At 73.1% G+C, this 26,837-nt stretch carries 19 protein-coding genes; 5 read left to right on the top strand and 14 right to left on the bottom strand.

Features of this window, described 5'->3' with window-relative positions; all coding sequences use genetic code 11:
* The first annotated feature begins 14 nt into the window (after positions 1-14).
* Positions 15-3,119 (top strand): alpha-amylase family glycosyl hydrolase, encoded by a 3,105-nt coding sequence (locus tag ACZ516_RS11345; RefSeq protein WP_469009782.1) that lies wholly within the window; start codon positions 15-17, stop codon positions 3,117-3,119.
* A gap of 28 nt (positions 3,120-3,147) precedes the next feature.
* On the opposite strand, the gene ACZ516_RS11340 is transcribed toward ACZ516_RS11345, so the two are convergent.
* The 13 genes from ACZ516_RS11340 to ACZ516_RS11280 form a co-directional block, all read right to left on the bottom strand.
* Positions 3,148-4,059: an SDR family oxidoreductase gene (locus tag ACZ516_RS11340; RefSeq protein WP_361085330.1), complete on the bottom strand. Its 912-nt coding sequence runs from the start codon at positions 4,057-4,059 to the stop codon at positions 3,148-3,150.
* Positions 4,060-4,064: 5 nt separating this feature from the next.
* Complete coding sequence (locus ACZ516_RS11335) at positions 4,065-5,102, bottom strand: ROK family protein (RefSeq protein WP_469009780.1); 1,038 nt, start codon at positions 5,100-5,102, stop codon at positions 4,065-4,067.
* A complete protein-coding gene (locus ACZ516_RS11330) occupies positions 5,077-5,457 on the bottom strand; it encodes a cupin domain-containing protein (RefSeq protein WP_469009779.1) in 381 nt (126 codons plus the stop codon). The genes ACZ516_RS11335 and ACZ516_RS11330 overlap by 26 nt, the downstream gene beginning before the upstream one ends.
* On the bottom strand, positions 5,454-6,692 hold the full coding sequence (locus ACZ516_RS11325; RefSeq protein ID WP_469009778.1) for a sedoheptulose 7-phosphate cyclase: 1,239 nt from the start codon (positions 6,690-6,692) through the stop codon (positions 5,454-5,456). The genes ACZ516_RS11330 and ACZ516_RS11325 overlap by 4 nt, the downstream gene beginning before the upstream one ends.
* Before the next feature lie 24 nt (positions 6,693-6,716).
* Positions 6,717-8,834: a 4-alpha-glucanotransferase gene (gene malQ / locus ACZ516_RS11320; protein WP_469009777.1), complete on the bottom strand. Its 2,118-nt coding sequence runs from the start codon at positions 8,832-8,834 to the stop codon at positions 6,717-6,719.
* A complete protein-coding gene (locus ACZ516_RS11315; protein WP_469009775.1) occupies positions 8,827-11,898 on the bottom strand; it encodes a Cof-type HAD-IIB family hydrolase in 3,072 nt (1,023 codons plus the stop codon). Before ACZ516_RS11315 ends, malQ begins: the two co-directional genes overlap by 8 nt.
* A 116-nt stretch (positions 11,899-12,014) precedes the next feature.
* Positions 12,015-13,160 carry a sugar phosphate nucleotidyltransferase gene (locus ACZ516_RS11310; RefSeq protein ID WP_469009774.1) on the bottom strand — a complete coding sequence of 382 codons (1,146 nt, stop codon included), beginning with the start codon at positions 13,158-13,160 and terminating at the stop codon, positions 12,015-12,017.
* Positions 13,153-15,255 carry a glycosyltransferase gene (locus ACZ516_RS11305; RefSeq protein ID WP_469009773.1) on the bottom strand — a complete coding sequence of 701 codons (2,103 nt, stop codon included), beginning with the start codon at positions 15,253-15,255 and terminating at the stop codon, positions 13,153-13,155. Before ACZ516_RS11305 ends, ACZ516_RS11310 begins: the two co-directional genes overlap by 8 nt.
* Before the next feature lie 2 nt (positions 15,256-15,257).
* A complete protein-coding gene (locus ACZ516_RS11300; protein WP_469009771.1) occupies positions 15,258-16,766 on the bottom strand; it encodes a phosphotransferase in 1,509 nt (502 codons plus the stop codon).
* Between the two features lie 8 nt (positions 16,767-16,774).
* On the bottom strand, positions 16,775-17,575 hold the full coding sequence (locus ACZ516_RS11295; RefSeq protein WP_358578851.1) for an ABC transporter permease: 801 nt from the start codon (positions 17,573-17,575) through the stop codon (positions 16,775-16,777).
* Positions 17,572-18,414 carry an ABC transporter permease gene (locus ACZ516_RS11290; RefSeq protein WP_469009770.1) on the bottom strand — a complete coding sequence of 281 codons (843 nt, stop codon included), beginning with the start codon at positions 18,412-18,414 and terminating at the stop codon, positions 17,572-17,574. Before ACZ516_RS11290 ends, ACZ516_RS11295 begins: the two co-directional genes overlap by 4 nt.
* The gene (locus tag ACZ516_RS11285) at positions 18,411-19,481 is read right to left on the bottom strand and encodes an ABC transporter ATP-binding protein (RefSeq protein ID WP_469009769.1); all 1,071 of its coding nucleotides are present in this window, start codon (positions 19,479-19,481) and stop codon (positions 18,411-18,413) included. The genes ACZ516_RS11290 and ACZ516_RS11285 overlap by 4 nt, the downstream gene beginning before the upstream one ends.
* Entirely contained in the window at positions 19,478-20,770 is a 1,293-nt protein-coding gene (locus ACZ516_RS11280) for an aspartate aminotransferase family protein (RefSeq protein ID WP_469009768.1), read from the bottom strand. The genes ACZ516_RS11285 and ACZ516_RS11280 overlap by 4 nt, the downstream gene beginning before the upstream one ends.
* Before the next feature lie 267 nt (positions 20,771-21,037).
* Here ACZ516_RS11280 and ACZ516_RS11275 point away from each other — a divergent pair, with 267 nt between their 5' ends.
* Together ACZ516_RS11275 and rfbB are read left to right on the top strand one after the other, a co-directional pair.
* Positions 21,038-22,105 (top strand): glucose-1-phosphate thymidylyltransferase, encoded by a 1,068-nt coding sequence (locus ACZ516_RS11275; protein WP_469009767.1) that lies wholly within the window; start codon positions 21,038-21,040, stop codon positions 22,103-22,105.
* On the top strand, positions 22,102-23,109 hold the full coding sequence (gene rfbB, locus ACZ516_RS11270; RefSeq protein ID WP_469009765.1) for a dTDP-glucose 4,6-dehydratase: 1,008 nt from the start codon (positions 22,102-22,104) through the stop codon (positions 23,107-23,109). Before ACZ516_RS11275 ends, rfbB begins: the two co-directional genes overlap by 4 nt.
* Before the next feature lie 12 nt (positions 23,110-23,121).
* On the opposite strand, the gene ACZ516_RS11265 is transcribed toward rfbB, so the two are convergent.
* Entirely contained in the window at positions 23,122-24,159 is a 1,038-nt protein-coding gene (locus ACZ516_RS11265) for a LacI family DNA-binding transcriptional regulator (protein WP_469009764.1), read from the bottom strand.
* A gap of 337 nt (positions 24,160-24,496) precedes the next feature.
* Between ACZ516_RS11265 and ACZ516_RS11260 the strand changes: the two genes are divergently transcribed.
* Together ACZ516_RS11260 and ACZ516_RS11255 are read left to right on the top strand one after the other, a co-directional pair.
* Positions 24,497-25,768 (top strand): extracellular solute-binding protein, encoded by a 1,272-nt coding sequence (locus ACZ516_RS11260; RefSeq protein WP_469009763.1) that lies wholly within the window; start codon positions 24,497-24,499, stop codon positions 25,766-25,768.
* A gap of 38 nt (positions 25,769-25,806) precedes the next feature.
* A complete protein-coding gene (locus tag ACZ516_RS11255; RefSeq protein ID WP_358913369.1) occupies positions 25,807-26,835 on the top strand; it encodes a carbohydrate ABC transporter permease in 1,029 nt (342 codons plus the stop codon).
* Positions 26,836-26,837 lie beyond the last annotated feature (2 nt).

Below are 26,837 nucleotides of genomic sequence, written 5' to 3'. Positions count from 1 at the left end.
GAAGGAGCGCACCCGTGAACCCGGCCCGCTTAAGATCCGCAGCCGTACTCGCCCTCGCGCCACTGGCCGCCCTCCTGCCCGCGACCCACCCCACAGCCGACGCCGCGCCCGCCCCGCCGCCGCCTTCCGACGCCGTGCTCGCCGCGCGGCCCACCCGGCACGACCTCACCCGCGAGCAGTTCTACCTGGTGATGCCCGACCGCTTCGCCAACGGTGACCGCGGCAACGACCGAGGAGGGCTCACCGGGGGACGGGAACGCACCGGCTTCGACCCCAAGGACCCCGCCTTCTTCAACGGCGGCGACCTGAAGGGCATCACCGGGAAACTCGACTACATCAAAGGGCTCGGCACCACGGCGATCTGGCTGACCCCGGTCTTCGAGAACCTGCCCGTGCAGGACCGGGGCGGGCACCTGACCGCCAACTACCACGGGTACGCCATCACCGACTTCACCCGCGTCGACCCGCACTTCGGCACCGACGAGGATCTGAGCGACCTCGTCGACAAGGCCCACGCCAAAGGCATGAAGGTCTTCTTCGACGTCGTCACCAACCACACGGCGGACATCGTCCACTTCGCCGAGAACACCTACGACTACCGGTCCAAGGGCGCCCACCCCTACCTGGACCCCGAGGGCCGCCCCTTCGACGACAGCGCGGGCATGCGCCCCGTGGACCGGGACAGCTTCCCCTACACCCCGCGGATCGAGGACGCCGACCGGCACGCCCGGACGCCCGCCTGGCTCAACGACCCCACCATGTACCACAACCGCGGCGAATCCGCCTTCGCCGGGGAGAGCGGCCTCAACGGCGACTTCATGGGCAACGACGACCTGTGGACCGAGCGCCCCGAGGTCGTCGCGGGCATGAAGCGCATCTACGAGCGCTGGGTCGGGGACTTCGGCATCGACGGCTTCCGCGTGGACACCGCGAAGAACGTCAACATGGAGTTCTGGACCCAGTGGGCCCGCGCACTCGACGCCTACGCGGCCACCAAGGGGAACCGTGACTTCCTCATCTTCGCCGAGGCCTTCTCCGCGGACCCCGCCATCACCGCCCCCTACGTGACGCGCGGCGGCCTCGACGCCACCCTCGACTTCCCCTTCCAGGCCATCGCGCGCAACTCCGCCTCGCGCGCGGGCCCGCCCGGCGACCTGTCCCGCCTCTACGCCCAGGACTACCGCTACACCACCGGCAAGGCCAACGCCTACGAGCAGGTCACCTTCCTCGGCAGCCACGACATGGGCCGCATCGGCGGCATGATCGCCCAGGACAACCCCGGCGCGGGCGACGCGGAACTGCTGCGCCGCGACCGCCTCGCCCACGAGCTGATGTTCCTCGGCCGGGGCAACCGCGTCGTCTACGCGGGCGACGAGCAGGGCTTCACCGGCGCCGGCGGGGACAACGCCGCCCGCCAGCCGCTGTTCGCCACCGATGCCCCCGCCTACCGCGACGACGACCAGATCGGCACCCGCCGCACCCACGCCCGGGACGCCTACGACCCCGGGCACCCCCTGTACCGGGCCATCGCCCGCCTCTCCGAGCTCACCCGGCGCCATCCGGCCCTGCGCGACGGCGTCTTCACCGAGCGGTACGCGGGCCCCGCCGACCGACCCGGCGTGTACGCGTACTCCCGTACGGACCCCACAAAGCGCGTCGAGTACGTCGTGGCGCACAACAACGCCACCGAGGCGAGGACCGTGCGCATCCCCACCGGAGCCGCGCACCGGCGCTACACCCCGCTGTACGGCGCCATCGGCACCCGGCCGAAGAGCGGCGCCGACCGGCACCTCACCGTCACCGTCCCCGCGCTCTCCTCCCTGGTGCTGAAGGCCGACAGGCCGCTGCCCGGGCCGCACGCACGGCCCCACGTCACGCTGCGCGCACCGGAGAAGGGCGCCACCGGCACCGTCGAGCTGACCGCGGACGTCGACGGCGGCGAGCTGAACCGGGTCGTCTTCGCCGCCCAGCAGGGCACGGGCCCCTGGCAGGTGCTCGGCACCGCCGACCACGCCCCCCACAAGGTCACCCAACAGCTCGACGCCACACTGCCGGAAGGCACCGAACTGCGCTACAAGGCGGTGGTCGTGGACAGCCGGGGCCGCACCGCGCACTCCCTCGCCACCAGCACCGCGGGCCGCACACCGCCACCCGCCCCGCCCGTCCTCGAACGCGCCTACGCCGTCGTGCACTACCAACGGCCCGACGGCGACTACGACGGCTGGCGGCTGCGGACCGGCGCCGACGGCGCGGGTGCCGCCTTCACCGGCCGGGACGCCTACGGGGCCTTCGCCTGGGTCGAACTCGCCGAGGGCGCCACGACGTTCACGTACACCGTCGAGAAGGACGGCACCACCGACGGCCCCGCGCGGTCCGTCGACCTGAGCCGCACCGGCGAGGTGTGGATCACCGCGGGGGCCGACGGCCAGCGCGAACAGCGGCCGGACGGCGCCTACCCGCCGACGGACGGCTCCACGGCGGTCCTGCACTACCACCGGCCCGACGGCGACTACGAAGGCTGGGGCCTGCACGTGTGGGACGGAGCCGCCAAGCCGTCCGACTGGGACGTCCCCGTACGGCCGACGCGCACCGACGCCTTCGGACTCGTCTTCGAGGTGAAGCTGCGCCCCGGCGCGCGCAGCCTCAGCCACACCTTCCACAAGGACGACGAGAAGGACGTACCCGATGACGAGGCCCTCGACATCGCCCTCTACGGCAACGAGGTGTGGCGGGTCGCCGGCGAGCCGGCGTACCTGACACCGGCACTCGGCGGCGCGCTCGGCCTCGACCTGTCGGCCTCCCGGGTCCGATGGCTCGACGAGGACACCGTCGTATGGCCCTCCGGCGGCGCGGGAGTCGCCTCGCGCCAGCTCCTCTACGCGCCCGGGGGCGGCATCACCCGGCGGGACGGCGTCCTCTCCGACGAAGGGCACTGGCTGCGCCTGCGCCCCGCCGCACCCCAGGCGGCATGGCGGCACCGGCTCGCGGCGGGGGAGACGGCCCTCACCGTCGACCCGCGCGACCGGGATCGGATCCCCGATGCCCGCCGCGCCCGGCAGCTCCTGGCCACCGAGCGCGCCGCCGACGGAGCGCTCATCGGCGCCACCAGCGTGCGCTGACCCCTGAAGCGGGGTGGGGGAGGGCTTCCTACGACGAGGCGAACACGGCCGTCAGGTCGTGGGCGCCTTCCACCACCCCGCGGATCGGGATGTCCCGGGTGGCGGGCAGCGCCCCCAGCAGGTCGCCGGCCAGACAGGCGTTGCGCGGCCGGGACGCGTAACGGCTCCCGGCCTTCGGTACGGGCACCACCAGAGCGGCCGGCAGGCCAAGGCTCCGGGCGATCACGGTGGCCCACTCGGCGCGGCTCACCCGGTCCGGACCGCCCAGGTGCAGCACCGGCGGCAGCGGGGTCGGGCAGGACAGCAGCGCGGCCACCACCTCCGCCACGTCCTCGACGTGCACCGGGGTCGTCCACTGGTCGTCGGGGGCCTCGACGCGCTCCCCGGCACGCAGCCGATGGGCGCAGGCGGCGAAGTAGTTGAGCCACTTGCCGGCGTCGGCGGGTTCGTGGCCGTAGACGAGGCTCACGCGCAGGGCGAGCGCGTCGGCGGCGCGGGCCAGCAGCACTTGCTCGGCGCGGTGCTTGGCACGCCCGTAGGCGTTCGCCGGGGAGACGGGCGTGGCCTCGGTGTTGTGGGGCGACGTACCGTCGAAGACGTTGTCCGTGGAGATCATGACGACGCGGACGCGCCCGCCGAGGCCGGCGAAGGCGGCCGCGACCGAGGAGTGCGCGAGCTCCGCCTCCGCGGGGTGTGCCTCGCACCAGGTGACGTCCGAAGGGCCGTGGACGAGGACGATCCGGCGCGGCCGCAGCCGGGCCACCAGACGCCCGCAGGCTCGCGCGTCGGTGGCGTCCAGGGCGGCCCAGCGCGCCCCGTACTCCTCCGGCGGATCGGCGGGGCGGCCGCGCGAGACGAGGGTGACCGCGTCGCCGGCGGCCACCAGGCGGCGGGCGATGCCCGTACCGACGAAGCCGCTGCCGACGACGAGCGTGGACACGCCGCTCACCGCGCGCCGCCCTCGGTCCGGGCCGGGTGGCGGGCGGTCAGCAGGCGGCCCGCGCCGATCAGGCCGTGGTCGTCGTCGGACGCGCCGAGCGTGACCATGGCGTCGATCCGCTCCGGGGTCAGCCCGAAGCAGCCCTGCCGCACCAACTCCGCGACCAAGAGCCGCCGATAGCGTTCCCCGACGGCCAGCGCGAAGCCGCCCATGACGATGTAGCGGCACACACCCACCGAGGCGAAGACGGCACCGATCGCCTGGGCGAGGGGGACGAGGGCGCCGCGCAGCACACGGGTGGCGAAGGCGTCGCCCTCGGCCAGCGCCTTGGCGAGGGCCGGGTTCTCGACGGGGCCCCCGCTCAGCTCCGCGAGGCGGGAGCGGGCGAACCCGTCCGGGTCGGCGGCCGCCGCGCGCCGCGCAGCGGCGAGGACGCCCCGGCCCGAGGCGACGGCGCCGAGATGGCCGCGGCCGCCGCAGTCGCACAGCGGCGCGTCGGGGGAGAGGTCGCACACCCAGTGGCCCAGCTCACCGCCGTGGCCGGCGGGGTCGAGCAGCACGTCGCCGTCCCGGAAGACCTTGTTGCCGATGCCGGAACTGACGGTGAGCAGGCAGAACGGCTCCGGTTCCGAGGCCGCGTAGCGCCAGGCGGCCGCCGTCAGATCGTTGACGACCGCGACCGGGGTGCCGAGCCGCTCGGTGAGCAGCCGGGCGAGCGGCAGCGGGTCCCCGCGCCGCCCCCACACGGTCGGCGCCGCGAGGACCAGACCGTCGGCGGAGATCGGGCCGGCGAACGCGACCCCGACCGGCCCCGGGGGCGGGCCGGCCGTGTGCCGGGTCACCTCGCGCACGATCTGCTCCACGACCCGCTGCTGGAGCACGGGCACGGGGGCCTCGGGGTCACGGGCCATGCCGTCGACGGGCATCCGGCGCACGTGCGACAGCTCGCCGGTGGCGGGCGTGTACGTACCCACCCGCAGTGTGGTGCCGCCGACGTCGACGACGGTGTGGGCGGGGTCAGCCGTGGTCATGGCCGTGGGCACGGAGTTCCTCCTCGAAGACCAGCAGGCGCAGGTCGGTGTCGCGGTCGTTGCGCAGCCCGTGCTCGCCGTGGGGCCGGTTGACGACGACGTCCCCGGGCCCCACCCGGAACTCCTCGCCGTCCCGGTACATCAGGCCGTGCCCGGCGAGCACCACATAGGTCTCGTGGTCGGCGCCGTGCCGGTGGCGGCCGATGGAGGTGCCGGGCGGCAGCACGGCGAGGTCGATGAAGTCCGCGCCGGGGCCGCCGGGTGCGCGGGCGAAGACGCGGTGCGCCAGGATGGTGCCGGTCCCGCCGTGGTCGTGTTCCTTGCCGACGAGCAGGTCGCGCAGGTTCGGTACGTGTCTTTCCGTCATCGCGCCCCGCCCTCCCGGCCGGTGAGGGGAGTGGCGGCCCCCTCGTCCGGGGAGGTGCGCGGGGCGCGGGCGGCCCGGGTGGCGAGTGCGTCGAGGGCCGCGCGCAGGGTCTCCTGCGGGACGTCCTCCAGCTCGTCGACGAAGCCGGCCTTGCCCACCCCGGTGGGCACGACCAGGTGGAGCTTGCGGCCCCGGCGCTGCCAGGACGCCCACAGCGCCTGCGTCATCCGGTCGGGCGTGCAGGTCGCGGCGTCGTGGACGGGCAGGCCGATCCGCTCCAGGAGCGCGACGATCCGCTCGCAGGTCTCCGCGTCCACGAGACCGAGGAGCCGGGCGAGGTGGGCGGAGAGCGCCATGTCGACGGCGACCGCCTCCCCGTGTTCGAGGCGGTGGCCGCCCGCCGTCTCGATGACGGGGCTGAAGGTGTGGCCGAAGTCGACCAGCCGCGCGAGTTCCTTCTCGCGCAGGTTGGGGCAGAGCTCCTCCATCATCAGCCGCATCGACGTGCGGATGACGTACGTCTCCAGCTCCGCGCCGGCCGAGTGCCCGGGGCGCCGGAAGACGTCCGGGTGCCGCTCCAGGGTGCGGAACAGGTCGCCGTCGAGGATCACCGCCATCTTCACGATCTCGGCGAGCCCGCAGCGGATCTCGCGGGCCGGCAGGGTGGCCAGGAGCGCGGGGTCGTTCAGCGAGGCGTGGGCCGGGTGGTAGGCGCCGAACATGTTCTTCGTGTGCAGGCCGTTGACCCCCGTCTTCACGCCGACACCGACGTCCACCTGGCCCACCAGGGTGGTGTTGACCTTGATGTACCGGATGCCCCGGGAGTACATGGACGCGGCGAATCCGACGATGTCCGCGACGATGCCGCCGCCCACCGCCAGCATCACGCCGTGCCGGTCGAGCCCGGCGGCCTTGGCGGTCGCGCACACCCTCTCGGCCGAGGTGAGCGACTTGTTGTGCTCCCCCGAGGGGATCGGGTGGACGCTCCAACTGCCGGGCTCCAGGTGCGCGCCCAGATAGGCGCGCACCTGCTGTCCGTAGAGGCGGTCGACCGTCGGCCCGACGAAGGCCACCACGCGCCGCCCCTCCAAGTAGTGGGCGAGCAGCGGGTTGTCCGGGTGGAAGACCCCGTCGGTGACGTCGACCCGGTAGCCGGTGCCGTCCGGTGCGTGCAGGTCGAAGCCCCCGGCGTCCTCACGGACACCCGCGGCCTCGGCAAGAACCTGGCCTGCCATCTCTCTCCTCGGTCTTCGTTCGGTTCAGCTGGTCGGATCGTCGTTCGGGCCGCTGCCCGGGACCGTCGACGGCGTCGTCGACCGGGTCCCGGGTGGCGCGGTGGCGGTGCGCGGAGGAGCGGCCAGGCCGGCGAACACGCCGGTGACCGTGCGCAGCACAGGTGAGGCGGGCAGCTCCTCCAGCGGGACGGGCCGTCCGTCCGCGTCCGCCACCGGCAGCCGCCAGTTGGGGTGCACCACGGAGGTGCCGGGCAGGTTCTGCGGGCGGCGGTCGCCCGTCGCGTCCGGCAGCCACACCCCGAGCAGCAGGGCCGGGGTGAGCGGCAGGAACCGGTGCAGGGCGGCCACCTCACCGTCCGGCGAGGGCAGCAGGCCGAGCCGCGTCAGCTCCGCGAGCCAGCCGTCGCGCTCCGCGGCGGCCGCCGCTTTCTCGTCCTGGACGGGGCGGGTCAACAGGCCGAGGCGCTCCCGCAGTTCGACGTGCTCCCCGGAGAGCCAGGCCGCGGTGGTCGGCAGGTCGTGGGTGGTGAGCGTGGCGAGGCAGTCCGCCCGCCACCGGTCGGGCGGCAGCGGACCGTGCCGGCCCTCGCTGCCGCCGAGATACTCGAACCGCTGCACCGAGGTGCCGAGGATCCCGAGTCCGGCCAGCTCCTCGCGCACGCCCCGCTCGACCGTGCCGAGGTCCTCGCCGATGACGCTCGCACCCGCCCGGTACGCCTCCAGGGTGAGCACACCCAGCATGGCCCGCGCGTCATACCGTACGTACGTGCCCTCGGCCGGCGGGCGGCCCTCGGGCACCCACCAGAGCCGGAACAGGCCCATCACATGGTCCACGCGCAGGGCTCCCGCGTGCCGCAGCCCCGCGCGCAGCAGCTCCGCGAAGGGCCGGTAGCCCTCGGCGGCGAGCGCGTCGGGACGCCAGGGCGGCTGGCCCCAGTCCTGGCCGAGCGGGTTGAAGTCGTCCGGCGGCGCGCCGACGCTCATCCCCGGGGCCAGACAGTGCCGCAGGGCCCAGGCGTCGGCGCCGCCCGGAGCGACCCCGACGGCCAGGTCATGGACCAGGCCGATCTCCATCCCCGCGTCCGTCGCCGCCCGCTGTGCGCCGACGAGCTGCTCGTCGGTGATCCAGGCCAGCCAGCGGTGGAACGCCACGCTCTGAGCGTGCTCCCGGCGGGCCCGCGCCACGGCGGGCGAGCGCACGTCACGCAACTCCACCGGCCAGGACCGCCAGTCGGCGCCGTGCGCCTCGGCCAGCGCGCACCAGGTGGCGAAGTCGGTGAGACCGTGCCCCTCACGCGCGGTGAAGGCGGCGAAGGCGGCCGCGCGGCCGGGAGAGAGCGGCACCGCGTGCACGGCGCGCAGCGCCCGGTGCTTGAGGTCGCGGACCGCCTCCCGGTCGATGAGCGAACCGCCGTCGAGCACCGCGTCGTTGAGCGCGCGGGCCCGGACGGCCAGGGCGTGCACGAGGTCACGTCCCGCCGGATCCAGGTACGCGTACTCCGGCACGGCCTCCACCCGCACGTGCATCGGATCGGGGAAGCGGCGCGAACTGGGGCGGTACGGCGACGGATCGGGCAGCGGCCCCGGCACAGCGGCGTGCAGCGGACCGAGCTGGACGAAGCCGGCGCCGAGCTCCCGCCCCGACCAGGCGGCCAGTTCCGCGAGGTCCGCCAGGTCGCCCATGCCCCAGGAGCGGCGGGAGAGCACGGAGTACAGCTGCACGAGGAAACCCCACGAGCGGCGCTCGGGCACGGCCACCCGGTCGGGCACGGCGAGCAGCGGGGCCTGGGCCTCCCGCTCACCCACGCATACCCGCAGGATGTGGTGGCCCGGCGGCAGCGCGTCGGCCGGGGAGGCGGTCCCGCCGCCCTCCAGCTCCACCTCGGCGACGCCCTGGGCGGGCGGTATCAGGCCCTTGCCCGCCTCCGCCACGACACAGGGCGGCAGCAGCCGTTCCGCCCGCACCCGCCGGTGGAGGTCCAGGGCCGCACGCGCCGCCTGCGGGGTGGTGGCGTCCACCCCGCAGGCGCCGAGGACGGCGACGAGGGTGTCGGCCGGGACCGCGACCCGCCGTCCCCGGTCGGTGGCGTACTCGGTCGCGACGCCATGGGCGCGCGCGAGTTCACGGAGCGCCTCAGCCATGGGTGGCCTCACCGAGCGCCGGCAGCGGGGAGACCGTAGGGGCGAAGACGCGTTCGAGGACCGCCGCGACGCCGTCCTCGTCGTTGCCCGGCGCCGTCTCGTCGGCCATGGCCCGCAGCTGCGGGTGCCCGTTGGCGACCGCCACGCCGTGCCCGGCCCAGGCGAGCAGCGGAATGTCGTTGGGCATGTCGCCGAAGGCGATGGTGTCGGCCCCCGTGAAGCCGAGGAGCCGCGCCGCCCGGGCCACGCCCGCGCCCTTGGTGACGCCGGGTGGCAGCACCTCCACCATGCCCTGGACCGAGTGCACCACGGACACCGCGTCACCGCACAACTCCCGTACGGTGGCCGCCACATCGTCCTCGGGGACCCGCGGGTGATGCAGCACCAGCTTGTCGATGGGGGAGTCCCACAGCAGCGCGCGGTCGGCGGTGACGTCCCAGCCGTGACGGACGCGTTCCCCGAACCGGGGAGTGACCTTGAAGCGGCTCTCGGGCGCTGCCGTGACCACGCCGAGTTCCAGGGTGCCGAGCACCGCCTCGGCGCGCTCCACCACGTCGCGGGCCAGCTCCCGGTCGAGCGGGGCGGAGTCGAGCAGCCGGTCGGCGGCGGCGTCGTAGAGCTGGGCGCCCTGTCCGCAGACGGCGAGGCCCCGGTAGCCGAGCGCGGCCAGGAACTCCTTGCAGGCCGTCGCGGGCCGCCCGGTGACGACCAGGTGGTGCGCGCCCGCCCGTGCGACCAGGTCGAGGGCCCGGCGCGTGCGCGCGGAGACGGTCAGGTCGCTGCGGAGCAAGGTGCCGTCCAGGTCCGTGGCGACGACACGGAACGGCGGCTCGGGCACCGGCACGGTGTCCCAGGTGACACGGCCCGACCGCGACGTCAGCATCAGCACCAGGTCCTGGCCGGGCGGCGGCCCGCCCACGCGCCCCCGGAAGACTCCGTCGCCGACCGGTTCGAGACCCACGAGCGCGGCCCCGCCGGCGGGCACGGGTTCGTCGGAGGCCAGGGCCTCACCGACGGACTCACCCGCGCAGGAGCGCTCGGCGAGGGCGGCACGGGAAGACGTGTGCGCGGTGTCCACGCTCCGCGCGGCGACCACCTCCACCCGTTCCAGCCCCGGGTGGCGGTAGGTCACCGTCAGCGTGCCGTCGAGGGCGCGCGCGATCCAGGAACGGTCGCGGAGCAGGCCCAGCAGGTCCGGGCGCCCGGCGGCACGGGCCACCTGGGCGCAGCGGGCGAAGTCGGCGCGGGCGTGCGCGGCCTCGAAGAGACGCTGGTAGGCGGCCGCGTCCAGCGGGGCGACCCGCTCGTAGGCCGCGACGTCCCCCCGCTCGGCGGCGCTCCGCACGATGAGGTCACGGTGCTCGGCCCACGCGTCGTCGGACAGCCGGTCGAACCAGCCGTACCGGATCGCCTCCTCGTCGGGGAAGTGCACCGACTCGCCCCGCAGCAGGGTCGCGAAGGCCGCGAGCCGGTGCCCGGCGGCCCGCTCCCAGGTGAACGACCTCGCCACGCGGCGGGCGTTCTCCGAGAGACGGGCGTAGGCGCGCGGCTCCCGACGGAACAGGGCGGCCGCTTCCCTGATGCGCTCGGCCAGCTCCCGGGCCAGCGCCGGATCGTCGTCGCGGAACGAGCCGCGCACGGCGAACCCCGTCGCCGCCGGGTCCGCGAGCGGCAGCGTGTGCAGGAAGTGCGCGGTCACCTGCTGCGCCGTGCCGATCGGCACCGCCCCGCACGCCATGGCCTCCGCCTGGGCGATGAGGAAGCCGTCCAGCTCGAACTTGGAGGGGTAGACGCAGAAGTCCGCGCAGGCGGCCTGCGTGAAGAGGGTCTCCTCGTCGGCGAGGCACCAGTCGAGGTGGACCTGGCCGGGATGGCGGTCGGCGACGCGCTGGAAGTACGCGTTCGCGGCGCCCGCCGGCTCCTGACCGCCCCGGCTGAGCGAGCAGCGGATGACGAAGCTGATCCCGGGGTCGGTGGCGAGGACCTCCTCGACCGCCCGCATCAGCTCCAACTGGCCCTTGTGGTGCACCGCGTAGCGCGCCGCGTGGTAGAAGACGGGGCGCGCGGGATCGAGCCCGAGCGCGCGCAGCACCGCGTCGCGGTCGACGGCGGCCGGGTCGCGGGCCAGCCAGCTCCCGGCGATGCCGCACCCGCCGAGCAGCAGCTTGTGGGCCTGCTCGCGCAACTGCTGGGAGACCGGCAGCCGGTGGAAGAGCGCCTCCATGGGGGTGTCGCGGAAGGTGCTGTAGTACGCGCGCTGCCCGGCCGACACGAAGTCGACGAGGTCGGCCTCGGCGGCGATCAACGGGAAGAGCCCGACGTGGTCGGGGCCGTACTCGTCGTGCATACGGGTCCCGGCAAGGGCCCGCCCCATGACCGCCGTGGCGCTGCCCTCGGCGGGCGGCGGCGCGTCGAGCGCGTCCAGGTCGACGCGGTCGCGGACCCCGAACAGAGCGAGCAGCCGCTCCACCTGCGGCCGGTAGAGCTTCTGCGTGACGGGGCCGTTGGCCGCGACCGTGACGGCGGTGCGCAGCCGTGCCTCGGCGCCGAGCACCGGCGGCAGCAGCCAGGCGTAGTACGGCTCGAAGCCGTGCACGACGGCCCTCTCCTCGCCGACCAGCTCACCGAGGAAGCGCAACGCGTCCACCTGGAACACCAGCGGCTTGAAGTGCGCCAGGTCGCGCCCGACCGCGCTCGGCGGCGGGTAGAGGCGGTCCGGGAGCAGGTCCAGGTGGGCGTTGGACAGGAAGTACACGTCGACGCCGTGCAGCCGCAACCGGTGGGCACGCGTGGTCAGGTCGAGGGAGAGTTCGCCCGGATGGTCCGGCCACGCCTTGGGGTCCAGGACCAGCGGCACGGTGTGCGCGCGGCGGTAGGGCGTCTCCTCGATGGCGAAGTCCTCCCGCAGGGCGTCCAGCAGACCGTGCGCCGGGGTGATCACCGAGACGCGGTGGCCGCGCGCCGCGTAGGCACGCGACAGGTTCCACACGAGCGGCGACAGGCCGCCGCGCATCAGGCGGTGGTCGAAACCGCCGCACTCGAAGGAGACATGGATGATGTGCACGATGGAAGCGCTCCCTCACTGTGCGGGCACGGCGCGCGCCGAGGCGGCGCGCGGTCCCGACCGGTCGATGTGTGCGATGCGGCGGCCCGGGCCGCGTCCGCGCGGACGCGGCGCACTCACGCCCGTACTCCTTCCGGCACCCGCTGCACCGTGCCGTCCTCCAGGACCACCGCCGAGTCGACGTCGGCGCCCGGCGGCACGGCGGCGCCGGGCAGGAGCACGCTGCGGCGCACGCGGGCGCCCGCGCCGATCCGGGCGCCGGGGAAGAGCACGCTGTGCTCCACCAGCCCGAGGTTGACCAGGTCGGCGGGGACCACCGAGTCCCGTACGCCCGGCGCGCGGGCGACCCGGCGGCGCGCCACCTCCGGCGCGATGGTCCACGGCATCCGCTCGACGGGCAGACCGGGCGGACCGGATGGACCGGGCGAATCCGGCGGGCCCGGCTCCGGGGAGGCCAGTGCGAGGTGCGCCCGGTGGTAGCGCTCGACGGTGCCGATGTCCTGCCAGTGGCCGGTGACCTCGTGGCCGCGAATGTGCTCGCCGGCCGCGAGCATCGCCGGGATCACGTCCCGGCTGATGTCGTGCTGCCACCGCGTGCCGTCGAGCCGCTCCAGGGTGCGCCGCAGCACCCGCGCGTCGAAGACGCAGAACGCGGCGAAGACCAGGTCGCCGGTGGGGTTCTCCGGCTTCTCCACGAACGCCGTCAGATGCCCGGCCGCGTCGAACTCGACCATCCCGAACAGAGGGACCCAGCGCGGCTCGATGCGCTGGTACGCGAGGGTCAGCGCGGCCCCCGACGCCCGGTGCTCCTCGATCAGCGGCCCGTAGTCGAAGCGGTAGACGTGGTCGGCGTGGAGCACGAGCACCTGCTCGGCGCCGCCCCCGAAGACGTACGCGCTCTTGCGGATCAGCGCATCGGCCGTCCCGCGCTCAAGCGGCCAGGTCCGCTCGGGCAACTCGCGGGGCAGGCCGCCCCCGGCCGAGCGGTAGGCGTGGTCGTACGGGCCGAAGTGCACCCGGAAATCCGCCGCCGTGTTCCACACCCGGTGCAGGTCGTCCATCAGCCGCCGCTCCTCGTACTGGGAGAGCAGCAGCACCTCGCCGAGTCCCGAGGCCCGCGCGTTGGCCAGGCTGAAGTCGATGAGCCGGCAGGCCCCGCCATACGGCATCAGCGGCTTGAGGCGCCCGGCGCCCAGGGGGCCCATGCGCCGGCCCTCGCCGCCCGCGAGCAGCACGGCCCGGACCGCGCCCGCCTCAGCCATGCCGCACCTCGTCCCACGTCACGCGCCCGGACGACAGGGTCAGCAGCAGCCACGCGCCGGGGCGGTCCGGCGCGGGGCCCGCGAACTCACCGGGGGCGGTGCGGGTCAACGGCCGCACCCGCGGCCGTGCGCGGCCCGCCGCGTCGGACGGCGCGGGCAGGACCAGTTCCACGCGGTCCGCGTGCGCGAACCGGTAGCCGAGCCGCCCGTCCGGCAGCGGCGCGAGGCGGGCGCGCAGCCGGGCCACGTCCTCGTCCGGCACCGCACCCGGCCGGCGCTCCACCACCTTCTCGCAGGTGGCGAAGTCGGCGCGCCGCCACGCGGCGTCGAAGAAGAGCCGCGCGGCGTCGTCGTCCAGCGGGGCCCGGCGCTCGTACGCGGCGAGGTCACCGTGTTCGACCGCCGCCCGCGCGGTGAGCAGTTCGTCAGGGAGCAGGTCCGACCAGCCGTGCCGCAGGGCCCGTTCGGCGGGAAGCCGCGCGGGCTCGCCGCGCCAGAGCCGGGTGAAGGCGGCCAGGTGCAGGTCGGCGCAGTGCTCCCAGGTGAAGGCGTGTGCCACGGCGGCCGAGCGGCGGGCCAGCTCCCGGTAGCGGCCCGGGTCCTCGCGCCACAGGGTCACCGCCTGTCTGATCCGGGTGCTCAGCGCGGCGGTGAGCAGCTCGTCGTCCTCGGCGAACGACCGGTTCACCGCGAAGCCCGTCGTGGTCCGCGGCCCCTCCGCGTGCCGGAAGTGGGCCATGCCCCGCTGGTCGGTGGCGATGGGGACCGCGCCGGCCGCCATCGCCTCGCCCTGCGCGATGAGGAAGGTGTCCATCTCGAACTTGGAGGGGAAGAGGCAGAAGTCGGCGGCCGCGGCGTACTCGAAGACGCGCCGCTCGGGCACCCGCTCCCACTCCAGGTGCAGCCGCCCCGCGTGCCGCCGAGCGATCTCGTGGAAGAGGGGGTCGTCGATGCCGGCGCCGGAGATGCAGCGCACCACGAAGTTGGCGGCGAGCCCCTCGGACAGGACGCGGTCCACCGCGCGCACCAGCTCCACCTGCCCCTTGTGGTGGACGGCGTAGCGCGCGTTGTGGAAGAACGTGGGCAGCGCCGGATCGAGGCCGAGACCACCGAGCACCTTGTCCCTCTCGACGGCGGCCGGGTCCCAGCCGAGCCACTCGTCGGAGATCGCGCACCCGCCCACGAACATCTTGTGCGCGTTGCGCCGCACCACGTCGGCGATCGGCAGCTGGGCGAAGAGCTGCTCGAAGGGCGTGTCCCGGAAGGACGCGTAGAAGTCGAGCTGCCCCTCGGAGAGGAAGTCGATCAGGTCGGCGTGCTCGGCGGTCAGTTCGTAGACCGCCACGTGGTCGGGCGGGTAGTCGTAGTGCAGATGGGTCAGCTGCTGGTACTGACGCGGCGCCAGGGGAAGCGCGTCGGCGGTGTCCGGGCCGGGCAGCGCCACCGCCACGCCCAGCTCGTCGAACAGCCGCCGCACTTTGGGACCGTAGACCTTCTTGGTGATCGGCATGTTGCTCTGCACATTGCTGACGACCAGCTTGGACGGGTCGTCGCGCAGCGCGGCGGGCAGCAGGTAGTGGTAGTACGGCTCGTGGGCGTGGACGAGGGCCTTCTCGTCGCCGAACCAGGTGCGCAGGAACCGCACGCTGTCCACCTGGAAGACGAGCGGCTTGAAGAACACCAGGTCGTGGCCCTTGGCGGAGTACGGCGGATAGAACGTGTCCGGGAGCCGGTCCAGGTAGTCGTCGGCCAGGAAGTACAGGTCGACCCCGTCGAGCCGGATGCGGTGCGCGGTGGTGCGCAGCTCCAGGCCGACCTCGGCGGGGAAGCCCCGCCACACGTCGGGGTCGAGGACGATCGGCACCGTGTGGACGTCCTCGTAGGGCAGGTCCTCGACCTCGTACCGCTCGCGGAGGTCGGCCAGCCTGCCGTGCGCCGGCGTGACGATGGAGACCCGGTGGCCGCGCGCGGCGAACGCCCGGGAGAGGTTCCACAGGTACACCGAGGTGCCGCCCTGCAGGAAGGTGTGGTCGAAGCCGCAGCACTCGAAGTACGTCTCGATGATGTGCAGGCGCGGGTCGGTCGGCTCGGTCACGGTCACGTCCTCGCGGAGATCGGGGCGGAAGCGGAGGCGGGCGGGGAAGGGGGCGCGAGAGCGGGGGAGAGCGCCGGGGCGTGCGCGGCGTCGAGCGCCAGGGCATGGCGCAGGTCGATCGCCGCGTGGTAGGGGCGGGCGTGGGCGCAGTTGTAGGCCAGCTCGTGGAGCAGCCGCCGCAGATACAGCAGGCGCCGCAGCGGGCTGTCGGCGACCGGGCCGAGCAGCAGCCGCAGCACGCGCCCGCGCCACAGGTCGGCCGTACGGAACACCTGGCGCAGCACGGCCCGGTCCCCGGCCGCCCAGCCGGGGGCGCCGTCGAGGGCCCCGCGCATCGTCTCCAGCGAGTCCACGCCGAGGCGTTGGGCGCTCTCGAACGCCGCCTCGTCGGCCGCGAAGTACTCGAGGGCGCGCTGTACGGCGACCAGGTCCTGGAGCGGTGACTGGGCGGCCCATCCGGGCTCGTCCGGGCCCAGCGCGGGCGTGGACAGGTCGATCACGCTCATCCGCCACCCGTCGCCGACGCCGGGACCGCACAACAGGTGCGACAGATGCAGGTCGCCGTGGCACGGCCCGGCCCCCGGCACCCCCTCCCGGCCGTCGAACTCGGTGGAAAGCGCGGCCACTTCGGCCTCCAACGCGGCGAACGCGGCACGCCAGGAGGCCGCGGGCAGCGACACCTCGGCACCGGCCAGCGCCGTGCGCCGCTCGGCGGCCCGCGCCAGCACCTCCCGCGCGGGATACTCCGCGGGGGCGGGGCCGCCGAGCCGGGTGGCCAGGTCGCGGTGGAAGGCGCGCAGGAAGTCACCGGCCGCGCGGAGCCGGTCCTCCAGCGGCAGCAGATGCGGTCCCACCACGGCGTCGGGCGACTGCCGGGTGTCGGTGAGGCGCGGCCACAGCGACCGCAGGTTCTCCCGCAGCGGCAGGTCGATGCCGTCGCCGGGGGCGTAGCGGTAGATCACACCCAGCGGGTGCCGGGCACCCGTGCCGGGATCCGTGTACGTGTAGTCGCCGACCCAGGCGGGGGTGTGCCCGGTGCCGCTCATGCGCCGCAGCAGCTCCGGTTCGCGGACGGCCTCGTCCAGCCGGCGGTAGGTCTTGTGGATGTGCGGGACGCCCGCGATGTCCACCAGGGACAGGGCGTTGGAGGACCAGCCCTGCTCGAAGGGGAGCCTACGCACCTGGGGCACGGGCCCGCCCGCGCCGCGGAACCGCACGGTGCCGCCGCGCGCGGTGGCCAGCTCGCCGCCCGAGCAGGCGCGGGCCACCGCGGCGGCGTCGAACTCCGTACTGCCGTGCGCCTCCTCGATGCCCCGCGTGCTGCCCGGACGCACGGGGAGGAAGAACCGCTGCCCGGCCGCCGGGCCGCCGACGGCGGCGACCACCAGGAGCAGGGCGGCGGAGCCGAGCACGGCGTGATCGACGCGTTCGTACCGGTCGGCCCGGCGGCCGTCCTCGGACATCCAGGGCGCGGTGCGCAGCAGTGGTTCCAGGTCTTCGTCGCGGATCATGCGGCGTCTCAACTCCCGGTCATGTCGAATCGGTTGATGCCGCGCCGCCACAGGGCGAGGGCCGTGAGCACCGCCCCGGCCGTCACCACGGGCAGCCACATCAGCAGGCCCGTCCCACCCCGCAGGAGGTAGACGCACGGCACGTACGAGGTGAAGGCGAACGGCAGCACCCAGGTCAGCAGGGCGCGCAGCGAGGAGTGGTAGATGTCCAGGGGATAGGCGGCGAACTCCGAGACCTGCGTGGCCGCGTACATCGCGGGCAGGCTGGTCACGGTCCAGAAGGACAGCGAGGCGAAGAACAGCTTGACCGCGGTGTGGAGCAGCGCCCCGCACAGCACGAGCAGCGGCGCGAGGGCCCACTGCGCCGGGCTCGGGTCGAGGCCGAGTTCGCCGCCCGCCCAGGTCACGAGTGCCGCGCCGACGACCAGTTCGCCCAGGCCGTCGGGGTGGAAGAAGCGCTCGGACAGCAGGGCGAAGAGCGGGTTCACCGGCCGGATCAGATAGCGGTAGAACTCGCCGCGCTGCACCAGCTTGCGGCCCAGCTCCCACAGCTGGTCGGTGAAGAGGTGGTCGAGACCGCGCGGCAGCAGGGAGAAGCCGAGCAGGAACAGCACCTCGTGGTACGACCAGCCGCCCACCGCGGGCACCTGGCGGAACACCAGGCCCACCACGGCCGTCTGGATGCCGACCCGCACCAGGAACGCCCCCGCGCCGAGCGCGAAGTCCAGCCGGTAGGCGATGAGCCGGTGCAGGCCGACACCGCCGAGGAACAGGGACAGACGCAGATACCGCAGAGCCGTGCGTGTCATCCGCCGAGCACCTCCAGCCGCCCGGTCGCGGCCCGCCACAGCACCGCGGAGAGGCCGGACAGGACGATGACCCAGACCGCCTGCCGGCCCAGCACGTCCAGGGCGCCCGCTGCCCCCTCGTACCGTCCGAGGAGCAGCGTCAGCGGGCCGTCGACCATGCCCTGGAACGGCAGCGCCCGGGCGACGGCGGCCAGGGGGCCCGGCATCAGCGCGATCGGCACGAGCTGGCCCGCGAAGAAGGCGACCACGCTCTGCTTGAGCATGCGCACCCCCCAGGTGTTGGTGGTGACGAAGCCGGTCATGCCGGTCAGCAGGTTCACGCAGAAGGCGATGAGCACCGACAGCAGCGTGGAGAGGGCGAACAGCGCGGCGTCGGCGGGCCGGGGCGCCGTCACCGGCACGAGCAGGGAGAACAGCAGCAGCACGGGCACCCCGACCAGCAGCGCGTTCGCCGCCACCACCGGCAGACAGGCCGCGAACCGCACGAGCGGATAGCTGACGGGGCGCACCAGCATCACCGCCACGTCGCCGCGGTAGACCTCGGCGGCCACCTCGTCGTCGACGCGGTTGGCGTGCAGCACCTGGAGCACCTGGCCCACCAGCAGATACGTGGTGATCCCGGCCGACGTGAAGCCGCCGGGCCCCGCGCCGGGCGAGCCCGCGTACACGGCCCGCCACAGGAAGACCGTCACGGCCGCGCCCGCCGCCGCGGTGACCCCCGTGACGAAGAACATCGAGCGGTACTGGAGCAGCGACTGCAGGCTGCCCGTGGCGAACGGCAGGTAGCGGCGGGCCCGGCCCGCCCAGCTCGCCCGGGGCCTCGCGGTCACGGCGCTCACGCGGCATCGCTCTCGGCGCGGGCGGCCGGCCCGCCCTGGGGCGAGCCGCCCGCGTCACCGGCCCCTTCGTAGACGCGCCGCAGCACGTCCTCCAGGTCGGGCTCGGGGGCGTAGCAGTCCGTCAGGTCGAAGTGCTCCAGGAGGAAGGCGAGCACCTGGCGGGAGGTGAAGAGCTCCACCGGGTACTCCACCCGGACGCGGCCGCCCTCGTGCTCGCCGGCGCGCGCACCGGGCAGGCCCCGCTCGATCCGTTCCAGCACGGCGGACACCGGCAGCGGGTCGCGGTGGTCGAAGGTGACACTGCGCCGGTCGGCGGTGCGCAGCAGGTCGTGGAGGGTGCCCTGGTGGACGACCCGGCCGCGGTCGACGACCAGGGCGGTGTCGCAGATCGCCGCGATGTCACCGATGTCGTGGCTGGTGAGCACCACGGTGGTGCCCAGCTCCCGGTTGGCGCGGTTGACCAGGACCCGGACCGCCTCCTTGAGGACCATGTCGAGCCCGATGGTGGGCTCGTCCCAGAAGACGACGGCGGGATCGTGCAGCAGGCTCGCCGCAACCTCGGCCCGCATGCGTTGCCCGAGACTCAACTGCCGTACGGGGGTGGTGCCCAGGGCGTCGATGTCGAGCAGGTCGCGGTAGAGCGCCAGGTTGCGGCGGTAGACCCGCTCGGGGATGTCGTAGATCCTGCGCAGGATGCGGAAGGAGTCGGGCACCGACAGGTCCCACCACAACTGGCTGCGCTGTCCGAAGACGACACCGATGGCACGGGCGTTGCGCTGCCGTTCCCGGTAGGGCTCCACGCCGGCGACCAGGCATCGCCCGGAGGTGGGCGTCATGATGCCGGTCAGCATCTTGATCGTCGTGGACTTGCCCGCTCCATTGGCCCCGATGTACGCGGTCCTGGAGCCGGCGGGGATCCGGAAGGAGACGCCGTCCACGGCGCGGACCAGCCGGTGCTCGCGGGTGAAGAGGGTGGCGAGCGAACCGAGCAGGCCGGGCCGGCGTTCGGCGACACGGAACTCCTTGGTGAGACTCTCCGCGATGATCACGGGATCCGGACCGCTCACGAGGACACCCGTCCGATGGCCTCGGCCAGGAGGTCGACGCCGTGGTCGAGCTGCTCGTCGTCCAGGGTGAACGGCGGCGCGAGGCGGATGATGTGCCCGCCGACCGCGGTACGCAGGCCGAGGTCGAGGGCCGTGGTGTGGACGGCGCGGGCGAACTCCGGCGCCGGGCGACGGCTCTGGCGGTCCGTCACGAATTCCAGCCCGAACAGCAGCCCCGCCCCGCGCACGTCCCCGAGCTGCTCGCACCCCGCCTGTAAGGTATTGAGCCGCTCACCGAGCAGCGCGCCCAGCTGCCGCACCCGCGCGGTGAGCCGGTCGCGCTCGATGACGCCGAGGGTGGCGCGCGCGGCGGCGATGCCGAGGGGGTTGCTCGCGTAGGTGGAGGCGTACGACCCGGCCGCCGCGGCGGCGGGGGAGCGCAGCAGCTCGCCGCGTCCGGCGAGCACCGCGAACGGGAAGCCGTTGGCCATGCCCTTGGACAGGACCACCAGGTCCGGCTCGATGCCGAGGGCCTCGCTCGCCAGGAAGGAGCCGGTGCGGCCACCGCCGGTCAGCACCTCGTCGGCGACGAGCAGCACACCGTTCGCCCGGCAGGCCTGCGCGATCTGCTCCCAGTAGCCGGGCGGTGGGGTGATCACGCCGGCCGCGCCGAGCACCGGCTCGAAGACGAGCGCGGAGACATTGGGCTTCTCGGCGATGTGCTTGCGCACGAGCGAGGCGCAGCGCACCCCACATGAGGGGTACTCCAGTTCGAGCGGGCACCGGTAGCAGTAGGGCGCGTAGCCGAGCACGCTGTTGCCGGCGAACGCCTGGTTGCCGATGTCCCAGTGCACCAGCATCCGCGCGCCCATCGTCTTGCCGTGGAAGCCGTGGCGGAGCGCGCCGAGGCGGTTGCGGCCCGGGGGAGCGGTCGCCTGCACCACGCGCAGGGCCGCCTCGACGGCCTCGGCGCCGGTGGAGAAGAACGCGTACGTGTCGAGGTGGTCGGGCAGCAACCGGGCGAGCAGGTCGAGGAGTTCGTCGCGGCCCTCGGTCGCCGCGTCGTGCACGTTCCACAGCCGGGCGGCCTGCGCGGTGAGCGCGTCGACGACCTCGGGGTGGCAGTGGCCGAGCGACTGCGTCAGGGTGCCCGCGGCGAAGTCGAGGTAGTCGTTGCCGTCCAGATCCGTCAGGACGGCACCACGTCCGTGGGCGAAGACGCGCTGTCCGAGGGCGGTCTCCTCCGAGGCGCCGGGCGCCAGGTGGAAGGCCTCCCTGGCCAGCTGTGCGCGCTGGCGATGACCTGTCACTGCTGCCCCCAGTCATTGTCCGGATCGCCTGCCAAGTGCGCGGCACGGAACCGAAGTTGGGCGGGGATTCCGGCGGCACGGCCCCGAGTCAAACAAGCCGCCGCCGCGTTGGCAAGAGCTTTCAGAAAGTTTCAGACAGAGCTTGCGAGCCCCGGGTCGACTCTGCTTGAGTCGTGGAGCCGCTTCGAGTGCATGGAGCCGCTTCGAGTACGAGGAGGGAACCGTGGAAACGCACCCCCTTGCCGCCCCGCCCAGCGGACGGCTCTCTTGAAAGCTCTGGTCCTGGCGGGCGGAACGGGCAGCCGACTGCGCCCGTTCACCTTCACCAGCGCCAAACAACTGCTGCCCATCGCCAACAAACCCGTCCTCTTCTACGGCCTGGAGGCCATCGCCGCGGCCGGCGTGAAGGAGATCGCCGTCGTCGTCGGCCACCACGGCGCCGAAGTCCGCGAAGCCGTCGCCGACGGCGCCCGGTTCGGACTGCGGATCACCTATCTGCACCAGGACGAACCCCTGGGGCTGGCCCACGCCGTGCTGCTCGCCCGGGAGTTCCTCGGCGACGAGGACTTCCTGCTCTACCTCGGCGACAACTACCTCCAGGAGGGGCTGACCGGCTTCGTCCGGCGGGCCGTGGCGGACCCGAGCGCCGCCCGGCTGCTGCTCACCCCGGTCGCCGATCCGACCGCGTTCGGCGTGGCGGAACTCGACGCGCGCGGCGACGTGCTGCGCCTGGAGGAGAAACCGGACCGGCCGCGCAGCGACCTCGCCCTCATCGGGGTCTACGCCTTCGGACCGCAGATCCACGCGGCGGTCCGGGCGATCAGCCCCTCCGGCCGCGGCGAGCTGGAGATCACCGACGCCGTGCAGTGGATGATCGAACAGGGCCTGCGGGTGTCCGCCGAGACCACCGGGCGGCCCTGGCGCGACACGGGAAGCGTCGAAGACCTCCTGGAGGTCAACCGCCAGGTCCTCGACGGCATGACGGGCCGCGTCGAAGGCAAGGTCGACCCGGACAGCACCCTCGTGGGACGGGTACGGGTGGCCGAGGGCGCCGTCGTGCGCGGCTCGCGCGTGGTCGGCCCGGTGGTGATCGGCGCGGGCACCGTCGTCAGCGACTCCAGCATCGGCCCCTACACGTCCATCGCCGAGGACTGCCGGATCCAGGACAGCGCCATCGCGCACTCCGTGCTGCTGCGCGGAGCGCACGTCGAGGGCGCCTCCCGCATCGAGTGCTCGCTGATCGGGCGCGGCGCCGCCGTGTCCCCGGCGCCCCGGCTGCCCGGCGCCCACCGGCTCGTCATCGGAGACCACAGCAGAGTGCAGCTCACCTCATGACCCCGACCCCCATCGCCGGCCCCCGCCGAGGCCCCCGCATTCTCGTCACCGGTGGCGCCGGCTTCATCGGCTCCGCCCATGTCCGGGCGCTGCTCGGGCCGCAGAGCCCGGCCGCGGCCGTGACCGTCCTGGACAGTCTCACCTACGCCGGCAGCCTCGCCCGGCTCGACGCGGTGCGGGACGACCCTCGCCTGACCTTCGTGCGCGGCAGCGTCTGCGACGCGGAGTTGGTCGACGCGCTCGTCGCCGACCACGGGCAGATCGTGCACTTCGCCGCCGAGTCCCACGTGGACCGCTCCATCGCGGACGGCACGGCTTTCATCCGCACCAACGTGCTCGGCACCCAGACCCTGCTCGACGCCGCGCTCCGGCACGGCGCGGGCCCTTTCCTCCACGTCTCCACCGACGAGGTCTACGGCTCCCTCCCGTACGGCGCCGCCACCGAGGACTCCCCGCTCGCGCCCAACTCGCCCTACGCGGCGTCGAAAGCGGCCGCCGATCTCGTCGCCCTCGCCCACCACCGCACCCACGGCCTGGACGTCCGCATCACCCGCTGCTCCAACAACTTCGGGCCCCACCAGCACCCCGAGAAGCTCATTCCCCGCTTCCTCGCCGCCCTGCTGGAGGGGGAGAACGTGCCGCTCTACGGCGACGGACTCCAAATACGGGACTGGCTGCACACCGCGGACCACGTACGCGGACTGGAGCTGGTGCGCGCCGCGGGCCGGCCCGGCGAGATCTACAACATCGGCGGCGGCACCTCCCTGACCAACCTGGAGCTGACCCACCGGCTGCTCGCCCTGTGCGGGGCCGGGGCCGACCGCATCACCCACGTCACCGACCGCAAGGGCCACGACCGCCGCTACGCCGTGGACCACACCAAGATCAGCACGGAACTCGGCTACCGTCCCCGCGTCGACTTCGACGAGGCCCTGGCCCGAACCGTCGGCTGGTACCGCGAGAACCGCGCCTGGTGGCAGCCGCTGCTGACCCGCCCCCGTTGAGCGGCGTGCCCGTCAGGCGGAGCGGCGGTCCTCCTGCCGCCCCGAGGCGGTCGACTCGCGTACGACCAGCTCGGGCAGGAACACGAACTCGTTGTGCGGGGCGGGCGTGCCGCCGATCTCCTCCAGGAGCGTACGGACCGCGGCCTGGCCCATCGCCTGGACGGGCTGGCGGACGGTGGTCAGCGGCGGATCGGTGAACGCGATGAGCGGGGAGTCGTCGAAACCGACCACCGAGATGTCCCGGGGCACCTCGAGACCGCGCTCGCGGGCGGCCCGCACGGCACCGAGCGCCATCATGTCGCTGGCGCACACGATCGCGGTGCAGCCCCTGCCGATCAGGGTGCCCGCGGCGGCCTGACCGCCCTCCAGGGAGTACAGGGAGTGCTCGACCAGCTCATCGGAGTCCTCGGCCCGCATCCCGAAACGCTCGCGCATGCCGAGCTGGAAGCCCTCGATCTTGCGCAGCACCGGCACGAACCGCCGGGGGCCCACCGCAAGGCCGATGCGGGTATGGCCGAGCGAGGCGAGGTGGGTGACGGCCAACCGCGCCGCGGCCCGGTCGTCGGTGGAGACGAAGGGCGCCCGCACCTTGGGGGAGAAGCCGTTGACCAGGACGAACGGCACGCCCTTGCCGCGCAGCACCTCGTAGCGCTCCATGTCGGCGGTGGTGTCGGCGTGCAGCCCGGAGACGAAGATGATGCCGGAGACACCCCGGTCCACCAGCATCTCGGTCAGCTCGTCCTCGGTGGAGCCGCCGGGCGTCTGGGTGGCGAGCACGGGCGTGTATCCCTGGCGGGTCAGGCTCTGCGCGATGACCTGGGCCAGGGCCGGGAAGATGGGGTTGTCCAGCTCGGGAGTGATCAGACCGATCAGGCCGGCGCTGCTGCGCTGCCGCAGCCGCGAGGGACGCTCAAAACCGAGCACGTCGATCGCCGCGAGGACGGATTCCCGGGTGGCCGCTGCGACACCGGGCTTGCCGTTCAACACCCGGCTCACGGTGGCTTCGCTGACCCCTGCCTGCGCTGCGATGTCGACGAGCCGTGCGGTCATGGGGGGACTGTACCTGTCATCCGCGCGATTGCACACCAGCGGTGCAAGCTTGCGGAAAGCAGCCGTTCCTGCAAGGAACTTGCAGAGTTCACGGAGAGGCCGCCAGGGGATGAGGCCTCCTCACAGCGGTGTCAAGCATCCTGACGGCAACCGTAAGGACACACGGCAGTAACGATCAGCAGCTCTTGCAGAAATCTTCCGCAATCTCTTTCGGTCGCTTTTCAATCCTGTTACGTTCCCTGGCAACCCGGCGCCGCGTCCAGTGCGGCTCACCGGAGGCGCACCCCGTGCGAGGGGCTCCGCCTCCCCTTTTCCGGGATCAGTCGAAGGAGTTCACATGCGGCGTGGCATAGCAGCCACCGCGCTGGTCGCGGCCCTGACCATGACGGCGGCGGCGTGCGGTGGAGACGACGGTGACAGCGGCGGCAAGGGGTCCGGCAAGCTCTCCGGGACCGTCACCTTCTGGGACACCTCGAACGACGCGGAGAAGGGGACCTACCAGAAGCTCGCCAAGGGCTTCGAGAGGCTCCACCCCGATGTCAAGGTGAACTACGTGAGCGTCGCGTTCGGCGAGGCCAACGCCAAGTTCAAGAACGCCGCGGGCGGCAACTCCGGTGCCCCCGACGTGATGCGCACCGAGGTCGCCTGGGTCGCCGACTTCGCGAACCTCGGCTACCTCGCCCCGCTGGAGGGCACCGCCGCCCTCGACAAGCCGGACGACTACCTCCCGCAGGCCGCGGCGAGCACCAAGTTCAAGGGCAAGACGTACGCCGTCCCGCAGACCATCGACAGCCTCGCCCTCTTCTACAACAAGAAGATGCTCAAGGACGCCGGCGTCAAGGTGCCCACCACCTTCGACGAGGTCAAGGCCGCGGCGAAGAAGATCAGGGACAAGTCCGGCAAGACGGGGTTCTACCTGCGCGGCGACGACCCGTACTACTACCTCCCGTACCTGTACGGAGAGGGCGGCGACCTGCTCGACACCAAGAACAAGAAGATCACCGCCGACGACCCCGAGGGCGCCGCCGCGTTCAAGCTGATGAAGGACCTGGTCGACTCCAAGGCCGCCACCACCGACGCGAGCGACGGCTACAACAACCAGCTGAACGCCTTCAAGGACGGCGAGGTCGCCATGGCGATCGACGGCCCGTGGTCCATCGAGGGCGCCCTGCAGGGCAAGCAGTTCAAGGCGGACAAGGACAACCTCGGCGTCGCCCCGGTCCCCGGCGGCAGCGACCGGCAGGCCTCCCCGCAGGGCGGCTGGAACCTCGCCGCCTACGCCGGTTCCAAGAACCTCGACGCGAGCTATGAGTTCATCAAGTACATGAGCTCGGCCAAGGTGCAGCAGCAGACCACCGAGCAGCTGAGCCTGCTGCCCACCCGCAAGTCCGTCTACGACGTGAAGTCCGTCAAGGACAACCAGATGGTGCAGTTCTTCAAGCCGGCCGTGGACAAGTCCGTGGAGCGGCCCTGGATCCCCGAGGCCAACTCCCTCTTCGAGCCGATCCGCCTGCAGATGGGCAAGGTGCTCAGCGGCAAGGCATCGCCGCAGGACGCGGCGGACGGTGTCGGAGACGCCTACCGCAAGCTCCTCAAGGACTACAAGTAAGCAGCGGGAACGGGAAGAAGAGGAGGGCCGAGCGCCCCATGGCTGTCGAGAGCGGCCAGTCGGTGGTGAAGGCCGCGGGTGCCACGGGCATCCGCGGCCGCGGCCACCGCACCGGCAAGAACCACCGGACCGGCAAGACCCCGGGCCGCCTGCGCAGGGCACTGTCCACCCACTGGTACGCCTGGAGCATGGTCGCTCCCGTGGTGGTCGTGATCGGCGTGATCGTCGGCTATCCGATGGTGCGCGGCCTCTACCTGTCGACGACCGACGCCAACGAGGCGAACGTCGAGCGCACCATCGGCGTCAACCACATCCCCGCGACCTACGAGTCCGTGGGCCTCGACAACTACACCGCGATCCTCTCCGACGGCGTCTTCTGGGACCGGCTCACCTGGACCGTCATCTGGACCGTGTCCTGCGTCGCCCTCTCCTTCGGGCTCGGCCTGGTCCTCGCCAACATGCTCAACCGCAAGCTGGCCGGACGCTCCTTCTACCGGATGGCGCTCATCCTGCCGTGGGCGGTGCCCGCCTTCGTCTCCGTGTTCACCTGGCGGCTGATCTTCAACGAGAAGAACGGCATCCTCAACAAGCTCCTCGCCGGCGGCGGCATCGACGCCGTCCCGTGGCTGAACGACCCCACCTGGGCCAAGCTCTCGGTGATCACCGTCAACGTCTGGCTCGGCGTGCCGTTCATGCTGGTCGCCATGCTCGGCGGTCTCCAGTCCATCCCGGGGGAGCTGTACGAGGCCGCCGAGATGGACGGCGCGAGCCCCTGGCAGCGCTTCCGGCACATCACCCTGCCCGGCCTGCGGTCCGTCAGCAGCACGGTGATCCTGATCAGCAGCATCTGGACGTTCAACATGTTCCCGGTGATCTTCCTGCTCACCCGGGGCGGCCCGGGAGACGCCACCGAGATCCTGGTGACGTACGCCTACCGGCTCTCGTTCGTCGTGAGCCCCCGCGACTTCGCGGGATCCGCGGCCTGGGGCGTGATCATTCTGCTGCTCCTTTCGCTCTTCGCGGTGGTCTACCGCCGCGCGCTCCGCAAGCAGGGAGAAGTCTGGTGACG

The organism is Streptomyces sp. NPDC034037 (genome assembly GCF_055575715.1).
The sequence above is the reverse complement of the archived record's forward strand: the minus strand, read 5'-3'. Positions and strand labels throughout refer to the sequence as shown.